Below are 21,356 nucleotides of genomic sequence, written 5' to 3'. Positions count from 1 at the left end.
CGTCTGTCTCGTACGGACGCGCCGAGTCGGCGCGTTCTGACCCAAACCCCCGCCGAGTCGGCTCGTCATGACGAGCCGAGACGACCGGAGCGAGGTCGAGTGGCGAGCTTGCTCGTCCGCTCGCGCCGAGCGAGGGAGTAACCGCGCGAAGCGCGGACTCGACCGGTTGCGGCGTCAGGTTTGAGCCGACTCGGCGATCAGGGCGGGACGTACGCCGTTCACGGCGGGGGTGATCCGGCGCTCGAGTCGCAGCGAGCCGGCGACGATGCCGAGGCAGCCGACCATCATCAGCGCGATGAAAACCGTCGACTGGCCGTGCTCGAGCAGGAATCCGGCCAGGATCGGGCCGACGATCGCCCCGGTCTGGAACGCCGCCGAGTTGATCGCGTTGTAGCGCCCGCGCAGATGGTCGGGCGCCATCTCGTTGGTCAGGGCAGGGAAAGCCGACTGCATCAGCGTCTCGCCCAGGGCGAAGAACAGTCCCTGGAAGGCGACCACGCCGACGATGGCCGCGACGGAGCCCGGCACCAGGCCGGTCGCCCCGAACACCGCCCAGGCGACGCCCCAGATCACCGCGGTGGCGATGAGCACGTGGGTGCGTCGCCGGCCGCTGACCCGGTTCATCACCCAGAACTGGGCGAGCACGATCACCGCGCAGTTCACCACGAACGCGAAGCCGACGACCCGGGTGGAGACCTCGGAGATCTGACGTGAGTAGGCCGGGAATCCGCTCTCGATCTGGCCGTAGCCGAGGGTCGAGAGCAGCACTCCGATCACCACCAGCCAGATGACCTCGGGGCGGCGCAGGATCGTGGCGTACGACGCGGTCGCGTGGGGCTCGTCGGCGGAGGGCCGCGCGGCGCGTCCGTGCAGGTGACGCAGCGGGCCGAGCAGGACGAGGGCCGGGATCGTGAAGGTGGCGGCGTTGCCGAGGAAGGCGTAGGTGAACGTCTCGGGCTGGGTCACGTCGATGAAGAGGCCACCGATGACGCCGCCTACGCCGATGCCGAGGTTGATCAGGGCGAAGTTCACGCCGTAGTAGCGCTGCCGGAGCTCGCCCTCGACCACGGTGGCGACCAGCGCGTTGGCGGCAGGCCAGGAGACGCCGGCCTGCACACCCAGCAGGCACAGCGCCGCGGCAGCGAGCGCCGGGGTGTCGGCGAAGGCGAGCATGATGTCGCCGGCGATCGCGCAGACCAGGCCGCCGAGGATCACCGGGCGAGCTCCGTACCGGTCGATCAGGGAGCCTGCCGGGCCGGTGACCACGAAGCCGACGATGGCGATCAGGCCCATCAGGGTGCCGGCGAGGCCGAGGTCGAAGCCGCGTACCTCATGCAGGTAGATGATCGTGAAGGGCAGTGTCATGCCGCGACCGAGGAGCTGGATCGCGACCGTCGCCAGGAGCCAACGGCCCTCGCGTGGAAGGGCGGCTAGGAAGTCACGGAGTCCGAGGGCAGGGGGAGTCGACACCGCACAATCTTCGCCTTTACCCGAATCGGTGGCGAATTGTTTCTTGCGCTCTCGATCCGCCGGGGCGGGCTAAGGTCCTGGCTGACTTCTGGCCTTGGTCCCGGCCTTCGCAGGGCTCTCGTCCCGGGTCCGGATCGAGCGGGCGGCGACGACTTCCTCGCCCTTAAATGGGTGCCAGTGCATGGAACGGTGCGGACACCGGGCTAACGTAATGCCCCGTGGGTGATGAGACTCGGTGGCTGGACGAAGAGCAACAGCGCTCCTGGCGTGCGCTGATGATGGGGATGACTCTGCTCGATGACCGCCTGGACGCCGATCTACGCGCTCAGTTCGACATCTCGCTGCCGGAGTACGAGATCCTCGTACGTCTCTCCGAGAACGACGGCGCCATGCGGATGGCGCAGCTCGCCGACTCCCTGGCCCACTCGCGCTCCCGGGTGACCCACACGATCACCCGGATGGAGCGCTCCGGGCTCGTCGAACGCCGCAACTCGGCCGAGGACGGCCGGGGCGTCGTCGCCACCCTGAGCGAGCGTGGCTTCGCGCTGCTGCGCGAGGCGGCACCGGTCCACGTCACCGGCGTACGCGACTACCTCATCGATCTGGTCAGCCCGGAGGACTTCGCGGCCCTGGGGCGCGTGATGAACACCGTCTCGGACCACCTCATCAGCGACCGTCCCGGCATCGAGATGCGCTGAAATCCGCCGAGCCGGCGCGTTCTGACGCGCCGACTCGGCAGGATCGGGATCAGATGCGCTCGAGGATCATGGCCATGCCCTGGCCGCCGCCGACGCACATGGTGATCAGACCGGTGGTCTTGTCGTGCCAGTCGAGGCTGTTGAGCATGGTGTTCTGCAGGCGGGCGCCGGTCATGCCGAAGGGGTGACCGACAGCGATGGCGCCACCGTTGATGTTGAGGCGGTCGATGTCGATGCCGAGGTCCTGGTAGGACGGGATCACCTGGGCCGCGAAGGCCTCGTTGATCTCGACCAGGTCGATGTCGCCGATCGACATGCCGGCGTACTTCAGCGCGTTCCGGGTCGCCTCGACCGGGCCGAGGCCCATGATCTCGGGGGAGAGGCCGGAGACACCGGTGGACACGATCCGCGCGAGCGGGGTGACGCCGAGCTCGGCGGCCTTGGTGTCGGACATGACCACGACGGCGGCGGCGCCGTCGTTGAGGGCGCAGCAGTTGCCGGCGGTGACGGTGCCGTCCTCGCGGAAGACCGGCTTGAGGCCGGAGATGGCCTCCAGGGTCACGCCGGCGCGGGGGCCGTCGTCGGCGGAGACGACGGTGCCGTCAGGCGTGGTGACCGGGGTGATCTCGCGGGCCCAGAAGCCGTCCGCGATGGCCTTCTCGGCGAGGTTCTGCGAGCGTACGCCGAACTCGTCCATCTCCTGCCGCGAGATGCCGCGCGAGGTGGCCAGGTTCTCCGCGGTCTGGCCCATCGCGATGTAGACGTCGGGCAGCAGGCCGTCCTCGCGCGGGTCGTGCCACTTCTCGTTGGAGGCGGCGGTCGCGGCGGTCCGCGACTGGGCGTCGTCGAAGAGGTGGTTGACGGTGTCGGGCAGGTGGTCGGAGGTGCCCTTGACGAAGCGGGACACGGTCTCGACGCCGGCCGAGACGATGATGTCGGCCTCGCCGGCCTTGATCGCGTGCAGCGCCATCCGCGAGGTCTGCACCGAGGAGGAGCAGTAGCGGGTGATGGTCGCGCCGGGGACCTTGTCCCAGCCGTTCAGCACCGAGACCACGCGGCCCATGTTGTTGCCGGACTCGCCGCCCGGCAGGCCACAGCCCAGCAGCAGGTCGTCGATGTCGTTCGGGTCGAGACCCTCCACCTTCCCGACGGCCTCCTTGGTGATGAGGGCCGCAAGGTCGTCCGGACGGAAGTCCTTCAGAGATCCCTTGTTGGCTCGCCCGATCGGGGTACGGGCGGCGGCGACGATGACTGCCTCAGGCATGAACACTCCCGGGTTACTGGTGAGTAGAAAGCGATGTGGTCGACACCATACTCGCCCGGACCCGGCGTTGAGACCAGGCCCAGTGCCCAAGATCATCTGGAAGGATCGGCCGCGTGCGCCATCTCTACGAATGCTCCATGCGTTGGGCCGACCTCGACATGCTCGGCCACGTCAACAACGTCGTCTACGTCGACTACCTCCAAGAGGCGCGCGTGGACATGTTGCGCACGCACGCCAGAAGCCCGCAGACCCAGGGCCTGGCCGAGGGTGTCGTGGTGGCCAGCCACCAGGTCACGTACGTCGCCCCGCTGCTCTTCGACTTCACGCCGGTCTACGTCGAGTCGTGGGTGACCGACATCCGGGCGGCGAGCTTCACGATGGCCTACGAGATCTTCCGCACCGAGCCGGACGGCACCCGCAAGGTCTTCCTGCGGGCGAGCACGGTCCTGGCGCCGTACGTCTTCGCCACCGAGTCGCCGCGCCGGCTCAAGCCGGAGGAGAAGGCCAACCTCGAGCCCTACCTCGAGGCCGATCCGGAGGGGTGGACGCCGAAGCCGCTCTCCCTGGGTGAGCCGAAGCGCCGCGAGGAGGGCCACTTCCCGCTCTACGTCCGGTTCTCCGATGTCGACGCCTACGGGCACGTGAACAACGTGAAGTACTTCGAGTACTTCCAGGAGTCGCGGGTGGCGCTGATGCAGCGGCTCAGGTCGCACCGCGGGATCGACTCCTGGCCGGCGGTCGTCGTCGCGCAGACCGACGTCTCCTACCACGCGCCGATCCTCGCCCGCTCGGAGCCGTACGACGTGTGGAGCCACGTCTCCCGGCTGGGCACCAAGTCGATGACGATCGAGTCCGAGATCGCCGACGGTGATCTCAGGCTCGCCCGTGGGCAGGTGACGCTGGTCTTCTACGACCTCGAGTCCGGGAAGGCCGTCGAGCCGAGTCCCGAGGTGCGCGCGGCGATCGAGAGCGTGCTCTAGGCGACCTCAGTCGCGCTGGTCGCGGTCGTCGCAGTCGTAGCGGCGGTCGTAACGGTCATAGGCCTCTTCGCGCCGGCAGTCGTCGTCGCCGTCACGTGCATCGTCCCACTCGTCCCAGTCGCCCCACTCCCAGCCGTCCTGGCTGGGAGTGAAGTCGTGCTGTGGGAAGGCCGGGGCGGAGCTCTCGGCCGGTTTCTCGGCCGGGCGTGCCTTCCGTGCGCTCAGCGTCCTGTCGTCGCTCGGGCCCTGGGCATCCGGTGCCTCCTGTGCCGGACCGGAGGGCGCGAGGAGGTCGCGGGACATCAGCTCGGTGGTGAGCGAGGCGTCCGGGGGAGGAGGCAGCGTCCCGACCGAGGTGTCCTCGGCGGCGTCGACGGGCTCCGGCGGGCCGGCGGGGACGTCGGCGAGCGGAACCCGCGGGCCGGTCGCCTGTGTCGAGGGCTGGTTCGACGGGTCCGGGCCTGCCAGACGTGGAACGAGCAGTGCCATCGCGATCACGGCGACGAGGGTGAAACCGACTCCGACGATGGCCCGCTGAATTGCCCGCATGCGCCCTCCGAGATGGCTCTGATCGGCAGAATGTTGTGCTTGAGTCCCGTAGCCTCTCAGTGCTTGCGGCGGTTGTCGAGAAACGGGACCTTTGTCAGCGTTTCCCGACTAAAGCCACCGGCAGCCTGTGTTCGCCTCAGATCCAGTTGCGGCGGCGGAAGAGGACGTAGAGCACGACGTTGACGGTCAGCATCAGCCCGAGCGCCATGAAGTAGCCGTAGCGCCACTGCAGCTCGGGCATGAACTCGAAGTTCATCCCGTAGACCGTGCCGACCAGCGTGGGAGCGAACAGGATGGCCGCCCAGCCGGAGATCTTCTTCACCTCGTCGTTCTGCTGCACGCTGAGCTCGCTGAGCGCCTTCATCTCCTCGTTCTGCTGCTGGGCGACGAGGGTGGCGTTGACGGTGAGGATGTCGCGCAGCAGGTTGCGGAACTCGTCGATCTGTTCGACGGTGCCGATCACGTGGTCCTCGACGTCGCGCAGGTAGCGCTGCAGCTCCTCGTCGGTGCGGTACTTGGAGAATCCGGCGGCCAGGGAGCGTACGACGCCCAGCAGGGGACGGGTCGCCCGCTGGAACTCGACCACCTCGCGGGAGAGCTCGTAGATCCGGCGGGACACCTGGGTGTCGCCGCGGAACATCTCGGTCTCGATCTCGTCGATGTCGTTGGCGAGCCCGGCCACGACCGGCGCGTAGCCGTCGACGACGCGGTCGAGGATGGCGTACAGCACCGCCTCCGGGCCGAGCCGGAGCAGATCCGGGTTGCTCTCCATCCGGCGGCGTACGGGGGAGAGGTCGGGCTGGGCGCCATGACGCACCGTGAGCACGAAGTCGGGGCCGACGAACAGGTGCAGCTCACCGAAGTCGATGTTCTCGGTCTCGTCGACGTACCAGGCCGCCCGCAGCACCACGAACAGGGTGTGGTCGTAGCGCTCGATCTTCGGCCGCTGGTGGGCCAGGATCGCGTCCTCCACGGCGAGCTCGTGCAGGCCGAACTCCTCGGCCAGCGAGGCGAGCTCGTGCTGGTTGGGCTGGTAGAGACCGATCCACGCCATCGCGTCGTCGTGCTCGTGGAGCGAGCGGTAGGTGTCGGCCAGCGTCGTGGGTGAGTCGACGCGGTCCCCGCCGACGTAGACCGCGCTGTCGATCATGCTGCCGCGAGTCAACGGTTTCGGCATCGAGGACCGGCCGCCCCCGCCCTGCGGTGAGGTCGTCGGCGGAACCTTCGGAGGGTCGGAACGGCGCTGCCTGGTGAGGGCGCGCAGGGACTTGAACGGGCGCTCGGACATGGTGGCCTCCTGGATGCTGCGAGCGAGCGGGACGGCGACGCGCAGACGCGTCGCGCCGGCCCGGGCACGAACTCCTGGGTGGCCGGACCGGTCAGGGCGAGGTGGTACTCGGAGGTTGACCGTCCATGGCGGCCACCTCCTCTCTTCCTCGCTCGCGGGGCTGCAGCCCGGATGCCTCGTCCGTGCGGATCCACGTCCGCACCGGGACAGGCTAGACCTTGTCCGCGCGGCGCGAGAACTTTCCGAGGCATCAGGAGATCGTCAAGGTCGACCGGGGTCGTCGGTGTCACCGTCAGGGATCCGTCAAGGCGGGCGGAACCTGCCGGATTCGGGTCTGGAATGGAGGCGTGTCAGACCTCATCTACATCCTCCTCACGCTCGCGTGCTTCGCCGGGCTCGCCCTGCTGGTCGGTCTCATCGACCGCCGGCTGGGCTCGGCCGAGGCGACCGCGGACGTGAACGTCCCCCACGACAGCAGGACCTCCGGAGCCGCGCGATGAACGCCACGCTCGCGGCCGTGCTACAGATCCTGGCCCTGGTCGCGGCGCTGGCGCTCAGCGTGCCGTTGCTGGGCCGCTACCTCGCTCACCTCTACACCAGCCCCCGGCACCTGCGCGCCGAGACCGTCGCCTACCGCATCCTCGAGGTCGACGCCGACGCCGACCAGCACTGGCGCTCCTACGCGATGTCGGTCCTCGGCTTCTCGCTGGTCGGGATCTTGTTCCTCTTCGCCTTCGGCCGCCTGCAGAGCCTGCTGCCGATCGACGGCGGCAACGACTCGCTGCCCAGCGACGGAGCCTGGAACACCGCGGTCTCGTTCGTGACCAACACGAACTGGCAGTGGTACTCCGGCGAGGCCGCCGCCGGCCACCTGATCCAGATGGCCGGGCTGGCGGTGCAGAACTTCGTCTCCGCCGCCGTCGGTCTCTCCGTCGCCGCCGCCCTCGCCCGCGGCCTGGCCCGCACGCGCAACCAGGGAAGGATCGGCAACTTCTGGGTCGACCTGGTGCGTACGACGCTGCGAGTGCTCCTGCCGGCGGCGTTCGTCGTCGCGATCGTGCTGGTCGCGGCCGGGGCGGTGCAGAACCTCCACCCGGTGCACGAGCTGACCACCCTGACCGGCGGCAGCCAACCGCTGACCGGTGGCCCGGTGGCCAGCCAGGAGGCGATCAAGGAGCTCGGCACCAACGGCGGCGGGTTCTACAACGTCAACTCCGCCCACCCCTTCGAGAACCCCAACCCGTTCACCAACCTGCTCGAGATCTGGGCGCTCCTCGTGCTGCCGTTCTCGATGGCCTGGGCGTTCGGCCTGATCGTCAGGGACAGGCGTCAGGGTGGCGCGGTCCTGGCCACGATGGGTGTGCTCCTCGCCATCGGGGTCACGCTGCTGACCTGGGCCGAGATGGCCGGTCCCGGCACCGCCCCGCAGCTCGCCGGAGCGGCGATGGAGGGCAAGGAGACCCGTTTCGGCGAGGCTGCCACGGCACTCTTCGCCGCGGCCACCACCGGCACCTCGACCGGCGCCGTCAACGGCATGCACGAGAGCCTGACCGCCCCCGGTGGCGGCGTCGCCCTGTTCGGGATGATGCTGGGCGAGATCGCGCCGGGCGGTGTCGGCTCCGGTCTCTACGGCATGCTCATGCTCGCCGTGGTCACGGTCTTCCTGTGCGGCCTGATGGTGGGACGTACGCCTGAATACCTGGGCAAGAAGATCAGCCGCGACGAGATGGTGCTGGTCGCGGTCTACATCCTGGCCACGCCGATCCTGGTGCTCGTGGGCGCGGCGATCGCGCTGACCGCTCCGGCGGGGTTGGCCGGTCTCTCGACCGACGGTCCGCACGGCCTCTCCGAGGCGTTGTACGCCGTCACCAGCGCCTCCAACAACAACGGCTCGGCCTTCGCGGGGATCACCTCGGGCACCCCGTTCTGGAACACGCTGCTCGGGTTGCTGATGCTGCTGGGCCGGTTCGTGCCGATGGTCTTCGTCCTCGCCCTCGCCGGCCGGTTCGCGTCGGCCAACCGACTGCCGGACAACGCCGGCACCCTCCCCACCCACCGCCCGCTCTTCGTAGGCCTGCTGACCGGCGTCGCGCTGGTCGTGGTCGGCCTGACCTTCGTCCCGGCTCTCATGCTGGGCCCGATCGTGGAGTCCCTGTCATGACCCAGACCCCGGTTCGCACCCCTGAAGAACACACGGAGCACCACACCCATGTCGAGGCCGCACCCTCGGTGCTCACGGCCACGCAGATCGCCGAGGCGGTGCCCGGTGCGCTGCGCAAGCTCGATCCTCGCAAGCTGGTGGCGACCCCCGTCATGCTCGTGGTCGAGATCGGTGCGGCCGCCACGACCGTCATGTCGATCCTCGACCCGTCGGTGATGGGCTGGCTGGTCACCGGGTGGCTGTGGCTCACCGTCGTCTTCGGCGCGTTGGCGGAGTCGGTCGCCGAGGGCCGCGGCAAGGCGCAGGCGGCCTCGCTGCGTGCGCTGCAGACCGAGACCACCGCGCGACGCCTGCGCGGCGGCGCCGGAGGGGCCGGAGGCGCCGAGGAGCTCGTCGCCTCCACCGACCTGCGCGCGGGTGACGTGGTCGTGGTCGAGGCCGGCGAACGGATCCCTGGGGACGGCGATGTCATCGACGGCGTCGCCAGCGTCGACGAGTCGGCCGTGACCGGCGAGTCGGCGCCGGTGATCCGGGAGTCCGGCGGCGATCGGTCCGCCGTCACCGGCGGCACTCTGGTCCTCTCGGACCGGATCGTCGTCCGGATCACCTCCGACCCGGGCCACTCCTTCGTGGACCGGATGATCGCCCTGGTCGAGGGCTCGCAGCGGCAGCGTACGCCGAACGAGATCGCGCTCAACGTGCTGCTGACCAGCCTGACCGTCATCTTCGTGGTGGTCTGCTGGAGCCTCTACCACCTGGCCGGCTACTCCGACGCGCCCCAGTCCTGGCTGGTGCTCACCGCTCTGCTGGTCTGCCTGATCCCGACCACGATCGGCGCCCTGCTGAGCGCGATCGGCATCGCCGGCATGGACCGGCTCGTCCGCCGCAACGTGCTGGCGATGTCGGGGCGGGCCGTCGAGGCGGCCGGTGACGTGGACGTGCTCCTGCTCGACAAGACCGGCACGATCACGTACGGCAACCGGCAGGCGTACGAGATCATCCCGGTCACCGGCACCACGCTCACCGGCGCCGAGAACGCCGCGGTCCTGGCCAGCCTCTCCGACCAGACCCCGGAGGGCCGCAGCATCCTCACGCTCGTGGGCCGTTCCATGGGCGGACCGGCGGAGGCCACGATGGTGGAGTTCTCGGCCATGACCCGGATGTCCGGCCTGGACAGCCCCGACCTGAGCGTACGCAAGGGCGCAGCCTCCGCGGTGGCGGCCTGGGTCGAGGAGCACGGCGGTCAGGTGCCCCCGGAGACCGCGGTGATCGTCGCGGAGATCGCCGAGAGCGGTGGCACCCCGCTCGTGGTGGCCGAGCACCGCAACAGCGACCCGGCACGGGTGCTGGGCGTCGTACACCTCAAGGACGTCGTCAAGGACAGCATCCGCGAGCGCTTCGACGAGCTGCGCGCGATGGGCATCAAGACGGTGATGATCACCGGCGACAACGCCGCCACCGCCGCCGCCATCGCCAAGGAGGCGGGCGTCGACGACGTCCTCGCCGAGGCGACCCCGGAGGACAAGCTCGCGCTGATCCGCCGTGAACAGCGTGGCGGACGGATGGTCGCGATGTGCGGCGACGGCACCAACGACGCGCCCGCGCTCGCGCAGGCCGACGTCGGTGTCGCGATGAACACCGGCACGACCGCGGCCAAGGAGGCCGGCAACATGGTCGACCTCGACTCCGACCCGACCAAGCTGATCGACGTGGTCGAGATCGGCAAGCAGCTGCTGATCACCAGGGGCGCGTTGACCACCTTCTCGGTGGCCAACGACGTCGCGAAGTACTTCGCGATCCTGCCGGCGATGTTCGTCGGGGTGTTCCCGGCGCTGGACGTCCTCAACATCATGCGGCTGTCCTCGCCGGAGTCGGCCATCGTCTCCGCGGTCGTCTTCAACGCGCTGATCATCATCGCGCTGATCCCGCTGGCGCTGCGCGGCGTCCGCTACCGGCCGTCCTCGGCCTCGGCGCTGCTGCGCCGCAACCTGCTGCTCTACGGGGTCGGTGGCCTGATCGTGCCGTTCGTCGGCATCAAGCTGCTCGACCTCGTCGTCTCTCTCATCCCAGGACTGTGACCAAGGAACCGAACATGTCAGATCTCTTCGCACTGCTACGCCACTCGCTTGCCGGGCTGCGCGTGCTCATCGCCGCGACCCTGTTGTGCGGTCTGCTCTATCCGCTGGTGGTCACCGGCGTCGCCCAGGCCGCCTTCGGGTGGCGTGCCGACGGGTCGCTGGTCACCGAGAGCGGCGCCCCCACGAACGACCCCGCCGAGGCGGTCGGCTCGGCCCTGATCGGCCAGCGCAACGACGACGAGGGGCTCTTCTACCCCCGTCCCAGCGCTGCCGGCGACGGCTGGGACACGCTGTCCACCTCCGGCTCCAACCTCGGCCCGGAGGACCCGGACCTGGTCAAGGCGATCCGGGAGCGTCAGCGCGAGATCGCCGCGCGCGAAGGCGTCCCGGTCGACCAGGTTCCCGCCGACGCCGTCACCACCTCAGCATCCGGCATCGACCCGGACATCTCGCCGGCTTACGCAGCCCTGCAGGTGTCCCGGGTGGCCCGCGCCAACGGGCTCTCGGAGGAGGAGGTGACGGCGCTGGTGGCCGACCACACCGACGGCCGAACCCTCGGGTTCCTCGGCGAAGAACGGGTCAACGTGCTCGAGCTCAACATCGCGGTGCGCGCACAGAGGGTTGAATAGGGACGTGCAGACCACGTCAACGGACGGACGGTCCCCGCGCAGGCGGGGCCGCCTGACCGTCTATCTCGGAGCCGCGCCAGGGGTCGGCAAGACGTACGCCATGCTCGGTGAGGCGCAGCGACGTCAGGCCCGGGGGACCGACGTGGTCGTCGGGTTCGTCGAGACCCATGACCGCAGCAACACCGCCCGGCAGATCGACGGGCTCGAGGTGATCCCGCGCCGCGAGATCGGCTATCGCGGCGCGACCTTCACCGAGCTCGACGTGGAGGCCGTGATCGCCCGTGACCCGACGGTGGTCTGCATCGACGAGCTGGCCCACACCAATGTTCCCGGCAGCCACCACACCAAGCGTGCCCAGGACGTCGAGCAGATCCGGGCGGCGGGGATCGACGTGATCACCACCGTCAACATCCAGCACCTGGAGTCGCTCAACGACGAGGTCGAGCGGATCACCGGCGTACGCCAGCAGGAGACGGTCCCCGACGACGTCGTACGCACCGCCGACATGATCCATCTGGTCGACATGGCGCCACAGGCGCTGCGGCGGAGGATGGCCCACGGCAACGTCTACAAGCCGGAGAACATCGATGCGTCGCTGAGCTCCTACTTCCGCGTCGGCAACCTGACCGCCTTGCGCGAGCTGGCGCTGCTGTGGCTGGCCGACCGGGTCGACGACGCCCTCGGTGACTACCGACGCGAGCACCAGATCTCGCACCCGTGGCCCACCAAGGAGCGCATCGTGGTCGCGGTCACGGGCGGGCCGGAGTCCGAGACGCTGCTGCGGCGGGCTGCTCGGCTCTGTCAGCGGGCCAAGGGCTCCGAGCTGGTCGCGGTGCACGTCGTCTCGGCCGACGGGCTGGCTCGCTCGACCAGCGACCTGCCGCGGAGCCAGGCGCTCACCCGGTCGCTGGGCGGCACCTTCCACACCGTCATCGGGGATGATCCGGCCACCGCGATCGTCGACTTCGCCATCGGCGCCAACGCCACGATGATCATCGTCGGTGTCTCCCGGCACGGCAGGGTGCGGCGTCTGTTCACCGGCAGCACCGGCGACCGGATCGCCACCGCGGCGGGCAGCATCGACGTACACCTGGTGACCCACGAGCACGCCGGCGCAGGTGTACGTCTGCGCCGGCCCCGATCGGCCCTGGGCCGCCCGCGGCGGCTGGCCGGGTGGGTCGCCGCGGTGCTGCTGCCGTTCGCGCTCCTCGGTGGGCTCTACCTGGTGCCCGCCGACGACCGCAACGCCCAGCTTCCCGTCGCCAGCCTGCTGATGACCGGGGCGATCGTGGCGGTGGCACTCATCGGAGGCCGGTGGGCATCGGCGGTGGCCGCCATGATCGGCGCCGGCCTGTTGAACTTCTTCTTCACCCAGCCCTACTTCGAGCTCACCGTGCAGAGCCATCACAACATCCTCGCGCTGGCGGTCTTCCTGACGATGGCGCTGTCCGTGGCCGGGGTCGTCGACCAGGCGGCCCGGCGTTCGGAGGAGGCGGCACGGGCTCGCGCCGAGGCCTCGACGATCGGTGCCCTGTCGAGGTCGGTGCTCACCGGGCAGGACACCGCGGAGGCGATCGTCGACCGTGTCCGGGAGAGCTTCGGCCAGCGGTCGGTGGCTCTCCTGCGAGCGGACCCGACGGGGTGGCATCGGCTGGCCGGGGTCGGCGAGGATCCGGCGACCGAGCCGGGCACCGGTGACACCGAGGTCCGGGTCGACGACGACCACGTGATCGTGCTGCGCGGTGACCCGCTCCGGGCGGCGGACCAGCGGGTGCTGGACGCGTTCGCCGTTCAGACCTCGCTGGTGCTGGAGTACCGCCGGCTGCGGGACCAGGCAGACCGTGCGCTCGCGCTGGAGCGGGCCGAGCAGACCTCGACCTCGTTGCTGCGAGCGGTCTCCCACGACCTGCGTACGCCGCTGGCCACGATGCGGGCCGCGCTCGACGGCCTGCTGGCGAGCCGGGTGCCCGAGGCAGACCGCAAGGAGCTGGTCGACTCGGCCGCCACCTCCGCGGACCAGCTCGAGGCGCTCATCGACAACCTCCTCGATCTCTCCCGCGTCGAGGCGGGCCTGGTCCACCCCGCGATGCGGGACGTCAGCCTCGAGGAGTCGCTGCCGCTGGCGGTCGCCGGCCTGCCGCCGGGATCGATCGCTTTCGACGTCGACGAGGACACCCCGCTCGTACGCACCGACTCGGGCTTGCTGGAGCGGATCGTCGCCAACCTGGTGAGCAACGCCGTGCGAGCCGGCGGCCAGGGACCACGCCCCGGCGAGCCGGTACGCGTCCTCGCGCACGAGACGCCGGAGACTGTGGAGGTGATGATCGTCGATCGCGGACCAGGGGTGCCCGAGGAGCAGCGGGAGCGGATGTTCGAGCCCTTCCAGCGCCTCGACGACACCTCTCCGGACGGGCTGGGGCTCGGCCTGGCCGTGGCCAGAGGGCTGAGCGAGGCACTCGGGATCAGGCTGTCAGCAGAGGACACCCCCGGCGGCGGCCTGACCATGGTCGTCGCGGTGCCGCGGGCGAAGGGCGAGGAGTGAGTCGCGTACTCGTCGTCGACGACGAGCCGGCGCTGCTGCGCGCGCTCGCCATCAACCTGCGTGCCGCCGGGTGGGAGGTCGAGACAGCGATCGACGGGCGCTCGGCGCTCGCCGCGGTGGCGGAGACGCGCCCCGACGTGGTCCTGCTCGACCTCGGGCTCCCGGACCTCGACGGCACCGAGGTGATCGAGGGGCTGCGGGGCTGGACCCAGGTGCCGGTGGTGGTGCTCTCCGCACGGCAGCACGGCGACGACAAGGTCGAGGCCCTGGACCTGGGCGCCGACGACTACGTCACCAAGCCGTTCGCGATGAACGAGCTGATGGCCAGGCTTCGGGCCGCGGTCCGACGATCCCAGGAGTCCGCGCCCTCGACCGCGACCACCCTGAGCGTCGGCGACCTCGAGATCGACTTCGCCCGCAAGCGGGTGCACAAGGCGGGCTCGGACGTGCGACTGACCCCGACGGAGTGGTCCTTCCTGGAGCTGCTCGCCCGCAACGTCGGGCGACTGGTCCCGCGCGAGCAGATCCTCAAGGAGGTGTGGGGACCGGCCTACGCCAAGGAGACCCACTACCTGCGTGTCTACGCCGCGCAGCTGCGCCGCAAGCTCGAGGACGATCCCTCCCACCCGCGCTTCCTGGTCACCACCGCCGGTGTCGGCTACACCCTCGAGCCGGGCGTCTGAGTCCCGCTAGAGCCGGGCGAAGGCCTCGACCTTGAGCTGCGGTCCGGAGACGACGATGTGGTCGTCGGGGCGGATCACGGTGTCCGCTGTCGTGTAGGTGAACTTTCCACCCGCCGGCTTCACTCCGACGACGGTCACCCCGTAGTTCTGGCGGACGCCGACGCCGGCGAGGCTGCGATTGTGCAGCACCGCGGGCGGCCGGGTCTTGACGAAGACGTAGCCGTCGTCGAACTCGATGTAGTCGAGCATCCGCCCGCGCACGAGGTGGGCGACGCGCTGCCCCATGTCGTGCTCGGGACGGACCACGTTGTCCACCCCGATCTGCTTGAGGATCCGGGCGTGGGGTTCGCTGATCGCCTTGGCCCAGACGTTGCGTACGCCGAGGTGGACCGCGACCGACGCGGTGAGGATGCTCGCCTCGATGTCGGTGCCGATGGCCACGACGACGGTGCCGAAGTCGCTCAGGCCGAGCTCCCGCATCGCGTCCTCGCTCGTGCTGTCCGCCTCGACCACGTGGGTGAGCAGACCGGCGTGCTCTTGCACGGTCCGGGGGTTCATGTCGGCGGCGAGGACCTCCTCGCCCTCCTCGACCAGCTCCAGGGCGAGCGCGCTGCCGAACCGGCCGAGGCCGAGCACGGCGACTCCGCCGTGGGTGGGGTCTTTCCTAGCCAATGAGGGGCCGTCCTTCCGGGAAGCGGTGCAGACGCTCGCGGTCGCGAAGCGCCAGGGCGGAGACGAGGGTGATCGGGCCGATCCTGCCGACGAACATCATCGCGATGAGGACGAGCTGCCCCCCCGCGGGCACGTCGTAGGTGAGGTTGGCCGAGAGGCCCACCGTGGCGAAGGCCGAGACGGCCTCGAAGAGCACCTGGTGGGTGGGCGCGTCGACCAGGTGCAGCAGCGCGATGGTGCCGGAGACCACGAAGCCGACCGAGAGCAGCGCGACCGTGAGCGCCTGGCGGACGGCCCGCGGGTCGATACGCCGGTCGAACGCCTCCACCTCGCGTTGGCCGCGCACCTCGGCGACGATCACGAAGAAGAGCAGCATGAACGTGGTGACCTTGAGGCCGCCCGCCGTGCCCGCCGAACCGCCACCGATGAGCATCAGCACGTCCGCGCCGAGCAGCGTGCCCTCGTGCATCTGCTCGTAGTCGAGGCTGTTGAACCCGGCCGTACGCGTCATGGTGCTCTGGAAGAAGCCGGCCAGCATCTTCCCGGGTGTGCTCAGCGCACCCAGGGTGTCGGGGTTGTTCCACTCGACAGCGGTGAAGAACACCGAGCCGATGATCAGCAACCCGACGGTGCCCGTGACGGTCATCTTCGTGTGCAGGCTCCACATCCGCAGCTTCGTACGCTGCATCAGCTCCAGCCACACCGGGAACCCGAGCCCGCCGGCGATCACCGCCACGGCGATGGGCAGACAGATCCAGGGGTCGTCGACGTACGACATCAGGCTGTCGGACCGCAGCGCGAACCCGGCGTTGTTGAAGGCCGAGATCGAGTGGAAGACGCCGTCGTAGGCGGCTCGTTGCAGCGTGGAGTCGTAGCCCAGCCAGAACCGCAGCGTCAGCGGGATCGCGATGATCAGCTCGATGACCAGGCTGATGCCGACGACACCCTTGATGACGCTGCGTACGTCGCCGAGGCCGGAGCTGGTGTGCTCGACGGCCGCGGTGAGCCGGAATCGCAGGCCGAGCCGGCGGAAGACCACCAGCGCCAGCATCGAGGCGAGGGTCATGATCCCGATCCCGCCGACCTGGATCAGCCCGAGGATCGTGACCTCGCCGAACGTCGACCAGTAGGTCGGGGTGTCGACCACCACCAGACCGGTGACGCAGACCGCGCTGGTCGAGGTGAACAGCGCCGTCAGGAACGGTGCGTGTCCGGGCTCGGCGCGCGCCACCGGAAGCATCAGGAGCAACGTGCCGAGCAGGATCATCGCCGCGAACCCGACCGCCACGATCTGGCTCGGATGGCGCAGCAGCACCTTTCCGCGGCGCGCTCGGCGGGTAGGGGAGGTCGTCGGCACGGGCGTCACTCTAGAGGCACCGTGCACGCGGGCGCGGCGAGCGGGCCCGCCGCACGGTCACCCGGGAGTGTTGATCATGAAGTTTGCGGCGTGCTCGGCGTACGCCCAGAACTGCGCGTCCTGCTCGGGGGTCAGGCCGGCGGCGTCGAGGCCCTCGCGGAAGTGCTGGAGCCAGCGGTCACGCGCCTCCGAGGTGACCTCGAAGGGGGCGTGACGCATCCGCAGCCGCGGGTGTCCGCGCTGCTCGGAGTAGGTGGTCGGGCCGCCCCAGTACTGCGCCAGGAAGAGGGTCAGCCGCTCCTGGGCCGGACCGAGATCCTCCTCGGGATACATCGGCCGCATCAGCTCGTCGGTCGCCACGCCCTCGTAGAACTTGGCCACGATCGTGCGGATGGTGTCCATCCCGCCGATCTCCTCATAGAACGTCACTTGAACCATTGTTCCACGCGGCCTTCCACGCTGCGTCCTCCGTGGGGCCGTGGCAGGATCGGGGACGTACGCACACACACGATCTTTGGGAGATGAAGATGGCCACCACCCGCACCGCCACCACCGTCTGGGAGGGCACCCTCTTCGAGGGCGCCGGCAAGGTGACGCTGGACTCCTCGGGCCTGGGGACGTACGACGTCACCTGGGTGGCGCGCTCGCAGGAGCCCAGCGGCAAGACCAGCCCCGAGGAGCTCATCGCCGCCGCCCACTCGTCCTGCTTCTCGATGGCCTTCTCCAACGGTCTTGCCGACAACGGCACCCCGCCGACCAGCCTGGAGACCAGCGCCGAGGTCGAGTTCACCCCGGGCAAGGGCATCACCGGCATCAAGCTGACCACCCGTGGCGTGGTCGAAGGGCTCGACAACGAGACCTTCGTCAGCCTGGCCGAGGCCGCCAAGGCCGGCTGCCCGGTCAGCCAGGCGCTCGCCGGCACCACGATCACCCTCGACGCCGCCCTCGCCTGAGTCCGCGAGGACAGCGAGACGAAGAACGGTGATGCCCGGCCTCGGCCGGGCATCACCGTTCGCGTACGTCAGGCGTTGGCCTTCTCGTCCTGGGCTGCGGCGGCCTTCTCCTCGCGGTGCCAGATGACCCGCTGCGGGAACGGGATCTCGATGCCCTCGTAGTCGAGGCGAGCCTTGATCCGCTGGCGCATCTCGCGGGCGACCGCCCACTGCTTGAGCGGCAGGGTCTTGACGAGTACCCGCACAGTGATCGCGTCGGCGGCCAGCGCCTCGACACCGGTGACCTCGGGCTCCTCGATGATCTGGCCCTTGAAGTCCTCGTCGACCCACAGGTCGTGGGAGACCTCGCGCAGCACGCGCTGCACCTTGTTGAGGTCCTCGTTGTAGCCGACGCCGACGTCGATGACGGCGCGGGCCCAGTTCTGGCTGTGGTTGCCGACCGTGAGGATCTCACCGTTGGGGATGTACCAGACCGTGCCGTCGAGCGAGCGCAGCCGGGTGATCCGCAGCGTCACCGCCTCGACGGTGCCGCTGATGTTGTTGACCTCGATGCTGTCACCGACGCCGTACTGGTCCTCGATGATCATGAAGATGCCGGACAGGTAGTCCCGCACCAGCGACTGGGCACCGAAACCGAGCGCCAGACCGACGATCCCGGCCGAGGCGATGATCGGGGCGATGTTGATGCCGAGCTGGTCCAGGATCATGGTGGCGAAGATCGCGACCAGGACACCGGTGACGACGCTCTTGAACAGCGAGCCGATCGCCTGGGCGCGCTGACTACGGCGCGACGACGCGACGCTGGCCTCGCCCGCCTCCGCCATCTTCGTGATCTTGCCGGAGAGACCAGGCGCCTCCACGGCGCGGACGACGACCTTGTCGATCACCCGGTGCAGCACCCAGCGGAGCACGATCGCCAGCAGGATCAGGCCGGCGATACGCAAGGGGATGCCGATCACCCATTCGCCGAGTGTCGACCAGGAGACCGAGATCAATGGAGGGTTCGGGGGGATGGACATGGGTTCCAGTATCCAAGCCGTTCAAGGTCGACGGCCAATCCCCGGCCGGGCATCGACTCCCACCGCGGCGACGAGGGGCAGAGATGAGAACCAGGACGTACGCCGGTTAGTATCTGCCCCGTGAGCACCCAGATCCTGCGCCGCGCCGGCCTCTTCGGCGCCTCCGCCTCCGCCGCCGTCGTCGCCTCTGTTGCTGCCGCCGGCCCCGCCAGCGCCGAGGTTCCCAACGGCTGGCCGGTCGCCGAGGAGATGACCGCCTCCGGTCTGCTCCTGCTCATCCTGCTCATCCCGGTGATCCTGACGGTGGTCATCTCCCTCGTGGTCCTCCTTCCCGGCGTGCTCCGCGGCGAGGGGCTGCTGCCGAAGCCCCACAAGCCCTCCGACGACAACCTCCCCGCCGCGACCCACTGAGTTATTGCGATTGCTTCGCAATTCGCGAGCGCTTTCGCTTGATCCTCGTCTTCCTCCGCTTCGTTCGTCGCTGGCGCTCCTCACTGCGCTGCGTCCAGACGAGGAGCGCTTCAGCGCTGGGTTGTTGGCGATTGCTTCGCAATTCGCGCAGCACTCAGGTCGTCAGGATCACCAGCTGCTCGGTGGCCCGGGTCATTGCGACGTAGCGGTCCACGGCACCCTCGATCCCGATCCCGTACGTCTCGGGGTCGATGAGCACGACCAGGTCGAACTCGAGCCCCTTGGCGTGCTCGGGGCTCAGGCGGCGTACCCGGCCATCGTTGTGATCGCTTGAACCTGCGGCGATGACGCAGGCGATGCCCTCCTCGTGCTCGGCGAGCCAGGTGTCCAGGATCGTGTCGAGGTCCGCCACCGGGCCGTGGGTGACCGGGATGCCGGAGGCGCGGATCGATGTCGGCACGTTGGCGTCGGGGAGCGCGGCGCGGATGACCGGCTCGGCCTCGGTCATCACCTCCTCGGGCGTGCGGTAGTTGATGCTCAGGCCGGCCATCTCGATCCGGTCCAGGCCGGCGTGCTCGAGCCGGTCCTGCCACGACTCGGTGAACCCGTGGCGCGCCTGGGCCCGGTCGCCGACGATCGTGAAGCTGCGCGAGGGGCAGCGGCTGATCAGCATCTGCCACTCGGCGTCGGTCAGCTCCTGGGCCTCGTCGACGACGATGTGCGCGAACGGGCCGGCGTACGGGTCGAGCTCCTCGGGCTCCCGCACCGAGTCGTCCAGGAGCGCGGTGCGCACGTCCTGGCCGCGCAGCATCGACATCACCTTCATCTCGGAGTCGTCGTGGCTGATCAGGTCCGAGACGACCGCGGACTTCGCCCTGCGGTCGGCGGCCGCGGCCGCCTTCTTGGCGCTGCGGCGACGGGACGCGTCGGGATCGCCGAGCCGACGATGGGCTGCGTCGAGCAGCGGCAGATCCGCCTCGGTCCACGCCTGCGGGTCATCCCGCTGCAGCTGCTTCACCTGCTCGGGCGTGAGCCACGGCGCGCACATCCGCAGAAACGCCGGCACCTCCCAGAGGTCGCCGACGATGTCGGCGGGCCGCAGCCGCGGCCAGACCTCGCCGAAGACGTCGAGCAGCCCGGCGTTGGTCTCCAGCGAGGCGCGCAGCGCGTCGGTGGCGTCCTCGTCGACCAGCCCGTACGCGTCGAACTCGTCCTCGTCCAGGGGCGAGTCCCCCCAGTCGTCGAGGTCGACGTCGGCGTCGTAGTCGCGGTCGGGGTCGCTCGCGCCGTTCTGCTGGATCCGGTCGGTCACGATCCGCAGCAGCGCGTCCCAGACCAGGTCGCGGGCGTCGTTGTGCGGCGTACCCTGCTCCGCGGCGGCGAGCGCCTCGGCCCAGTCGCTGACACTGATCACCGCGTCGCCGTAGGGGGTCTCGACCAGCGTCGGCTTCGACGGCGGCTTCTCGTAGAGCGCCACCGCCGGCTCGATCGCGGCGACCATCCGGGCATCGGCCTTCAGCCGGGCGACCTCTGGACCCGTCTCGGGCACCAGCGCGTTGCCTTCCGGGATCATCCGGCGCAGCGTGGTGGTGCGTACGCCCTCCTCGCCCAGGCTCGGCAGCACGTCGGCGACGTAGGAGAGATAGGGCTCGTGCGGTCCCACGAACAGCACCCCGCCCTTGCCCTCGCCCAGGCGCGGGTCGGAGTAGAGGAGGTACGCCGTGCGGTGCAGCGCCACCACGGTCTTGCCCGTCCCCGGGCCGCCGTCGACGACCAGCGCGCCTCGTGACGATGCCCGGATGATGGCGTCCTGGTCGGACTGGATCGTGCCCAGGACGTCGCGCATCCGCGGGGACCGGCTGCTGCCGAGGGTGGCGATGAAGGCCGACTGGTCGTCGAGCGCGGCATGCCCTTCGAGCGCCTCGGCGGTGAAGACCTCGTCCCAGTAGTCGGTGACCCGCCCGTTGGTCCAGCGGTAGCGGCGCCGGCTCAGCAGCCCGCTCGGGTCGGCGTGCGTGGCCGCGAAGAACGGCTCCGCGGCCGGGGAGCGCCAGTCGACCAGCAGCCTCCGCCCGTCGCTCGCGGTCAGCCCGAGCCGCCCGATGTAGATGGTGCTGCCGGAGTCGGTGACGATCCGTCCCAGGCACAGATCCAGGCTGAAGCGACGCAGCATCCTCAGCTGCCCGCCGATCCGGTGCACCTCCAGATCGCGGTCCATCGCCTCCTGCCCGTGCCCGACCGGCCGGCGGCGTACGTCGTCCAACCGCTCGTTCAGCTCGGCGATCTGCTCCTCGAGGCTCTGCCCGATGGCAGCGAAGTGCTGCTGGTCATCGGCGATCAGTGCCGGGTCCGCCTTGGCGTCGTGACGGCCCGCGAGATCGAATGCTTGCAACGTTGAATCCCCTGTCTGAACAGGCGCTTTACCTGTTCGAGGAGGAGATTCTGCCCGCATCCGGGGGGCTTGTTTCAAGCCCCTGGGTGCGCTATAAAGTTGTTAGTGGAAGGGAGAGTTTCTCCCTTCCATTCGTCGTTTTCAGACGCCGAGTCGGCGCATCTTCACGCAAAACCCCGCCGAGTCGGCGCGTTCGAACGCGCCGACTCC

Annotated in this window: 19 protein-coding genes; 10 read left to right on the top strand and 9 right to left on the bottom strand. The window is 69.6% G+C overall.

Features of this window, described 5'->3' with window-relative positions:
- Positions 1-174: 174 nt before the first annotated feature.
- Entirely contained in the window at positions 175-1,470 is a 1,296-nt protein-coding gene (locus tag ACFVDI_RS26235; protein WP_378911759.1) for an MFS transporter, read from the bottom strand.
- A 218-nt stretch (positions 1,471-1,688) separates the two neighbouring features.
- Here ACFVDI_RS26235 and ACFVDI_RS26230 point away from each other — a divergent pair, with 218 nt between their 5' ends.
- Entirely contained in the window at positions 1,689-2,168 is a 480-nt protein-coding gene (locus ACFVDI_RS26230) for a MarR family winged helix-turn-helix transcriptional regulator (protein WP_378911757.1), read from the top strand.
- 49 nt (positions 2,169-2,217) lie between these two features.
- On the opposite strand, the gene ACFVDI_RS26225 is transcribed toward ACFVDI_RS26230, so the two are convergent.
- On the bottom strand, positions 2,218-3,432 hold the full coding sequence (locus tag ACFVDI_RS26225; protein ID WP_008363437.1) for an acetyl-CoA C-acetyltransferase: 1,215 nt from the start codon (positions 3,430-3,432) through the stop codon (positions 2,218-2,220).
- Between the two features lie 137 nt (positions 3,433-3,569).
- On the opposite strand from ACFVDI_RS26225, the gene ACFVDI_RS26220 reads away from it, so the two are divergent.
- Entirely contained in the window at positions 3,570-4,412 is an 843-nt protein-coding gene (locus ACFVDI_RS26220) for an acyl-CoA thioesterase (RefSeq protein ID WP_378911756.1), read from the top strand.
- A gap of 6 nt (positions 4,413-4,418) precedes the next feature.
- Here ACFVDI_RS26220 and ACFVDI_RS26215 read toward each other — a convergent pair whose 3' ends face one another.
- Together ACFVDI_RS26215 and corA are read right to left on the bottom strand one after the other, a co-directional pair.
- Complete coding sequence (locus ACFVDI_RS26215) at positions 4,419-4,961, bottom strand: hypothetical protein (protein ID WP_378911755.1); 543 nt, start codon at positions 4,959-4,961, stop codon at positions 4,419-4,421.
- 136 nt (positions 4,962-5,097) lie between these two features.
- Positions 5,098-6,249: a magnesium/cobalt transporter CorA gene (gene corA, locus ACFVDI_RS26210; protein ID WP_378911754.1), complete on the bottom strand. Its 1,152-nt coding sequence runs from the start codon at positions 6,247-6,249 to the stop codon at positions 5,098-5,100.
- Positions 6,250-6,596: 347 nt separating this feature from the next.
- Between corA and ACFVDI_RS26205 the strand changes: the two genes are divergently transcribed.
- From ACFVDI_RS26205 to ACFVDI_RS26180, 6 genes are read left to right on the top strand one after another with little or no spacing between them, the layout of a single operon-like run.
- On the top strand, positions 6,597-6,749 hold the full coding sequence (locus ACFVDI_RS26205) for a hypothetical protein (protein ID WP_378911753.1): 153 nt from the start codon (positions 6,597-6,599) through the stop codon (positions 6,747-6,749).
- On the top strand, positions 6,746-8,410 hold the full coding sequence (gene kdpA, locus ACFVDI_RS26200) for a potassium-transporting ATPase subunit KdpA (protein ID WP_378911752.1): 1,665 nt from the start codon (positions 6,746-6,748) through the stop codon (positions 8,408-8,410). Before ACFVDI_RS26205 ends, kdpA begins: the two co-directional genes overlap by 4 nt.
- Entirely contained in the window at positions 8,407-10,488 is a 2,082-nt protein-coding gene (gene kdpB, locus ACFVDI_RS26195; RefSeq protein ID WP_378911749.1) for a potassium-transporting ATPase subunit KdpB, read from the top strand. Before kdpA ends, kdpB begins: the two co-directional genes overlap by 4 nt.
- Before the next feature lie 14 nt (positions 10,489-10,502).
- Positions 10,503-11,117 carry a potassium-transporting ATPase subunit KdpC gene (gene kdpC, locus ACFVDI_RS26190; protein ID WP_378911748.1) on the top strand — a complete coding sequence of 205 codons (615 nt, stop codon included), beginning with the start codon at positions 10,503-10,505 and terminating at the stop codon, positions 11,115-11,117.
- Between the two features lie 4 nt (positions 11,118-11,121).
- Positions 11,122-13,659, top strand: coding sequence for a DUF4118 domain-containing protein (locus tag ACFVDI_RS26185; protein WP_378911747.1), 2,538 nt, complete (start codon positions 11,122-11,124; stop codon positions 13,657-13,659).
- On the top strand, positions 13,656-14,342 hold the full coding sequence (locus ACFVDI_RS26180) for a response regulator (protein ID WP_378911746.1): 687 nt from the start codon (positions 13,656-13,658) through the stop codon (positions 14,340-14,342). Before ACFVDI_RS26185 ends, ACFVDI_RS26180 begins: the two co-directional genes overlap by 4 nt.
- A gap of 6 nt (positions 14,343-14,348) precedes the next feature.
- Here the strand turns inward: ACFVDI_RS26180 and ACFVDI_RS26175 are convergent, their stop codons facing one another.
- From ACFVDI_RS26175 to ACFVDI_RS26165, 3 genes are read right to left on the bottom strand one after another with little or no spacing between them, the layout of a single operon-like run.
- Positions 14,349-15,014, bottom strand: a complete 666-nt coding sequence (locus tag ACFVDI_RS26175) for a potassium channel family protein (RefSeq protein WP_378911744.1) — start codon at positions 15,012-15,014, stop codon at positions 14,349-14,351.
- Complete coding sequence (locus ACFVDI_RS26170; RefSeq protein WP_378911742.1) at positions 15,007-16,371, bottom strand: TrkH family potassium uptake protein; 1,365 nt, start codon at positions 16,369-16,371, stop codon at positions 15,007-15,009. Before ACFVDI_RS26170 ends, ACFVDI_RS26175 begins: the two co-directional genes overlap by 8 nt.
- Before the next feature lie 57 nt (positions 16,372-16,428).
- The gene (locus ACFVDI_RS26165; RefSeq protein WP_328527123.1) at positions 16,429-16,809 is read right to left on the bottom strand and encodes a globin; all 381 of its coding nucleotides are present in this window, start codon (positions 16,807-16,809) and stop codon (positions 16,429-16,431) included.
- A gap of 89 nt (positions 16,810-16,898) precedes the next feature.
- Between ACFVDI_RS26165 and ACFVDI_RS26160 the strand changes: the two genes are divergently transcribed.
- Positions 16,899-17,324: an OsmC family peroxiredoxin gene (locus ACFVDI_RS26160; protein WP_141805960.1), complete on the top strand. Its 426-nt coding sequence runs from the start codon at positions 16,899-16,901 to the stop codon at positions 17,322-17,324.
- Positions 17,325-17,392: 68 nt separating this feature from the next.
- Here the strand turns inward: ACFVDI_RS26160 and ACFVDI_RS26155 are convergent, their stop codons facing one another.
- A complete protein-coding gene (locus ACFVDI_RS26155; protein ID WP_378911741.1) occupies positions 17,393-18,343 on the bottom strand; it encodes a mechanosensitive ion channel family protein in 951 nt (316 codons plus the stop codon).
- 120 nt (positions 18,344-18,463) lie between these two features.
- Between ACFVDI_RS26155 and ACFVDI_RS26150 the strand changes: the two genes are divergently transcribed.
- Positions 18,464-18,754 carry a hypothetical protein gene (locus tag ACFVDI_RS26150; protein WP_378911740.1) on the top strand — a complete coding sequence of 97 codons (291 nt, stop codon included), beginning with the start codon at positions 18,464-18,466 and terminating at the stop codon, positions 18,752-18,754.
- A 154-nt stretch (positions 18,755-18,908) separates the two neighbouring features.
- Here the strand turns inward: ACFVDI_RS26150 and helR are convergent, their stop codons facing one another.
- The gene (helR, locus tag ACFVDI_RS26145) at positions 18,909-21,146 is read right to left on the bottom strand and encodes an RNA polymerase recycling motor ATPase HelR (RefSeq protein ID WP_378911739.1); all 2,238 of its coding nucleotides are present in this window, start codon (positions 21,144-21,146) and stop codon (positions 18,909-18,911) included.
- Positions 21,147-21,356 lie beyond the last annotated feature (210 nt).

It is taken from the genome of Nocardioides sp. NPDC057767, assembly GCF_042798275.1.
GTDB lineage: Bacteria > Actinomycetota > Actinomycetes > Propionibacteriales > Nocardioidaceae > Nocardioides.
The sequence above is the reverse complement of the archived record's forward strand: the minus strand, read 5'-3'. Positions and strand labels throughout refer to the sequence as shown.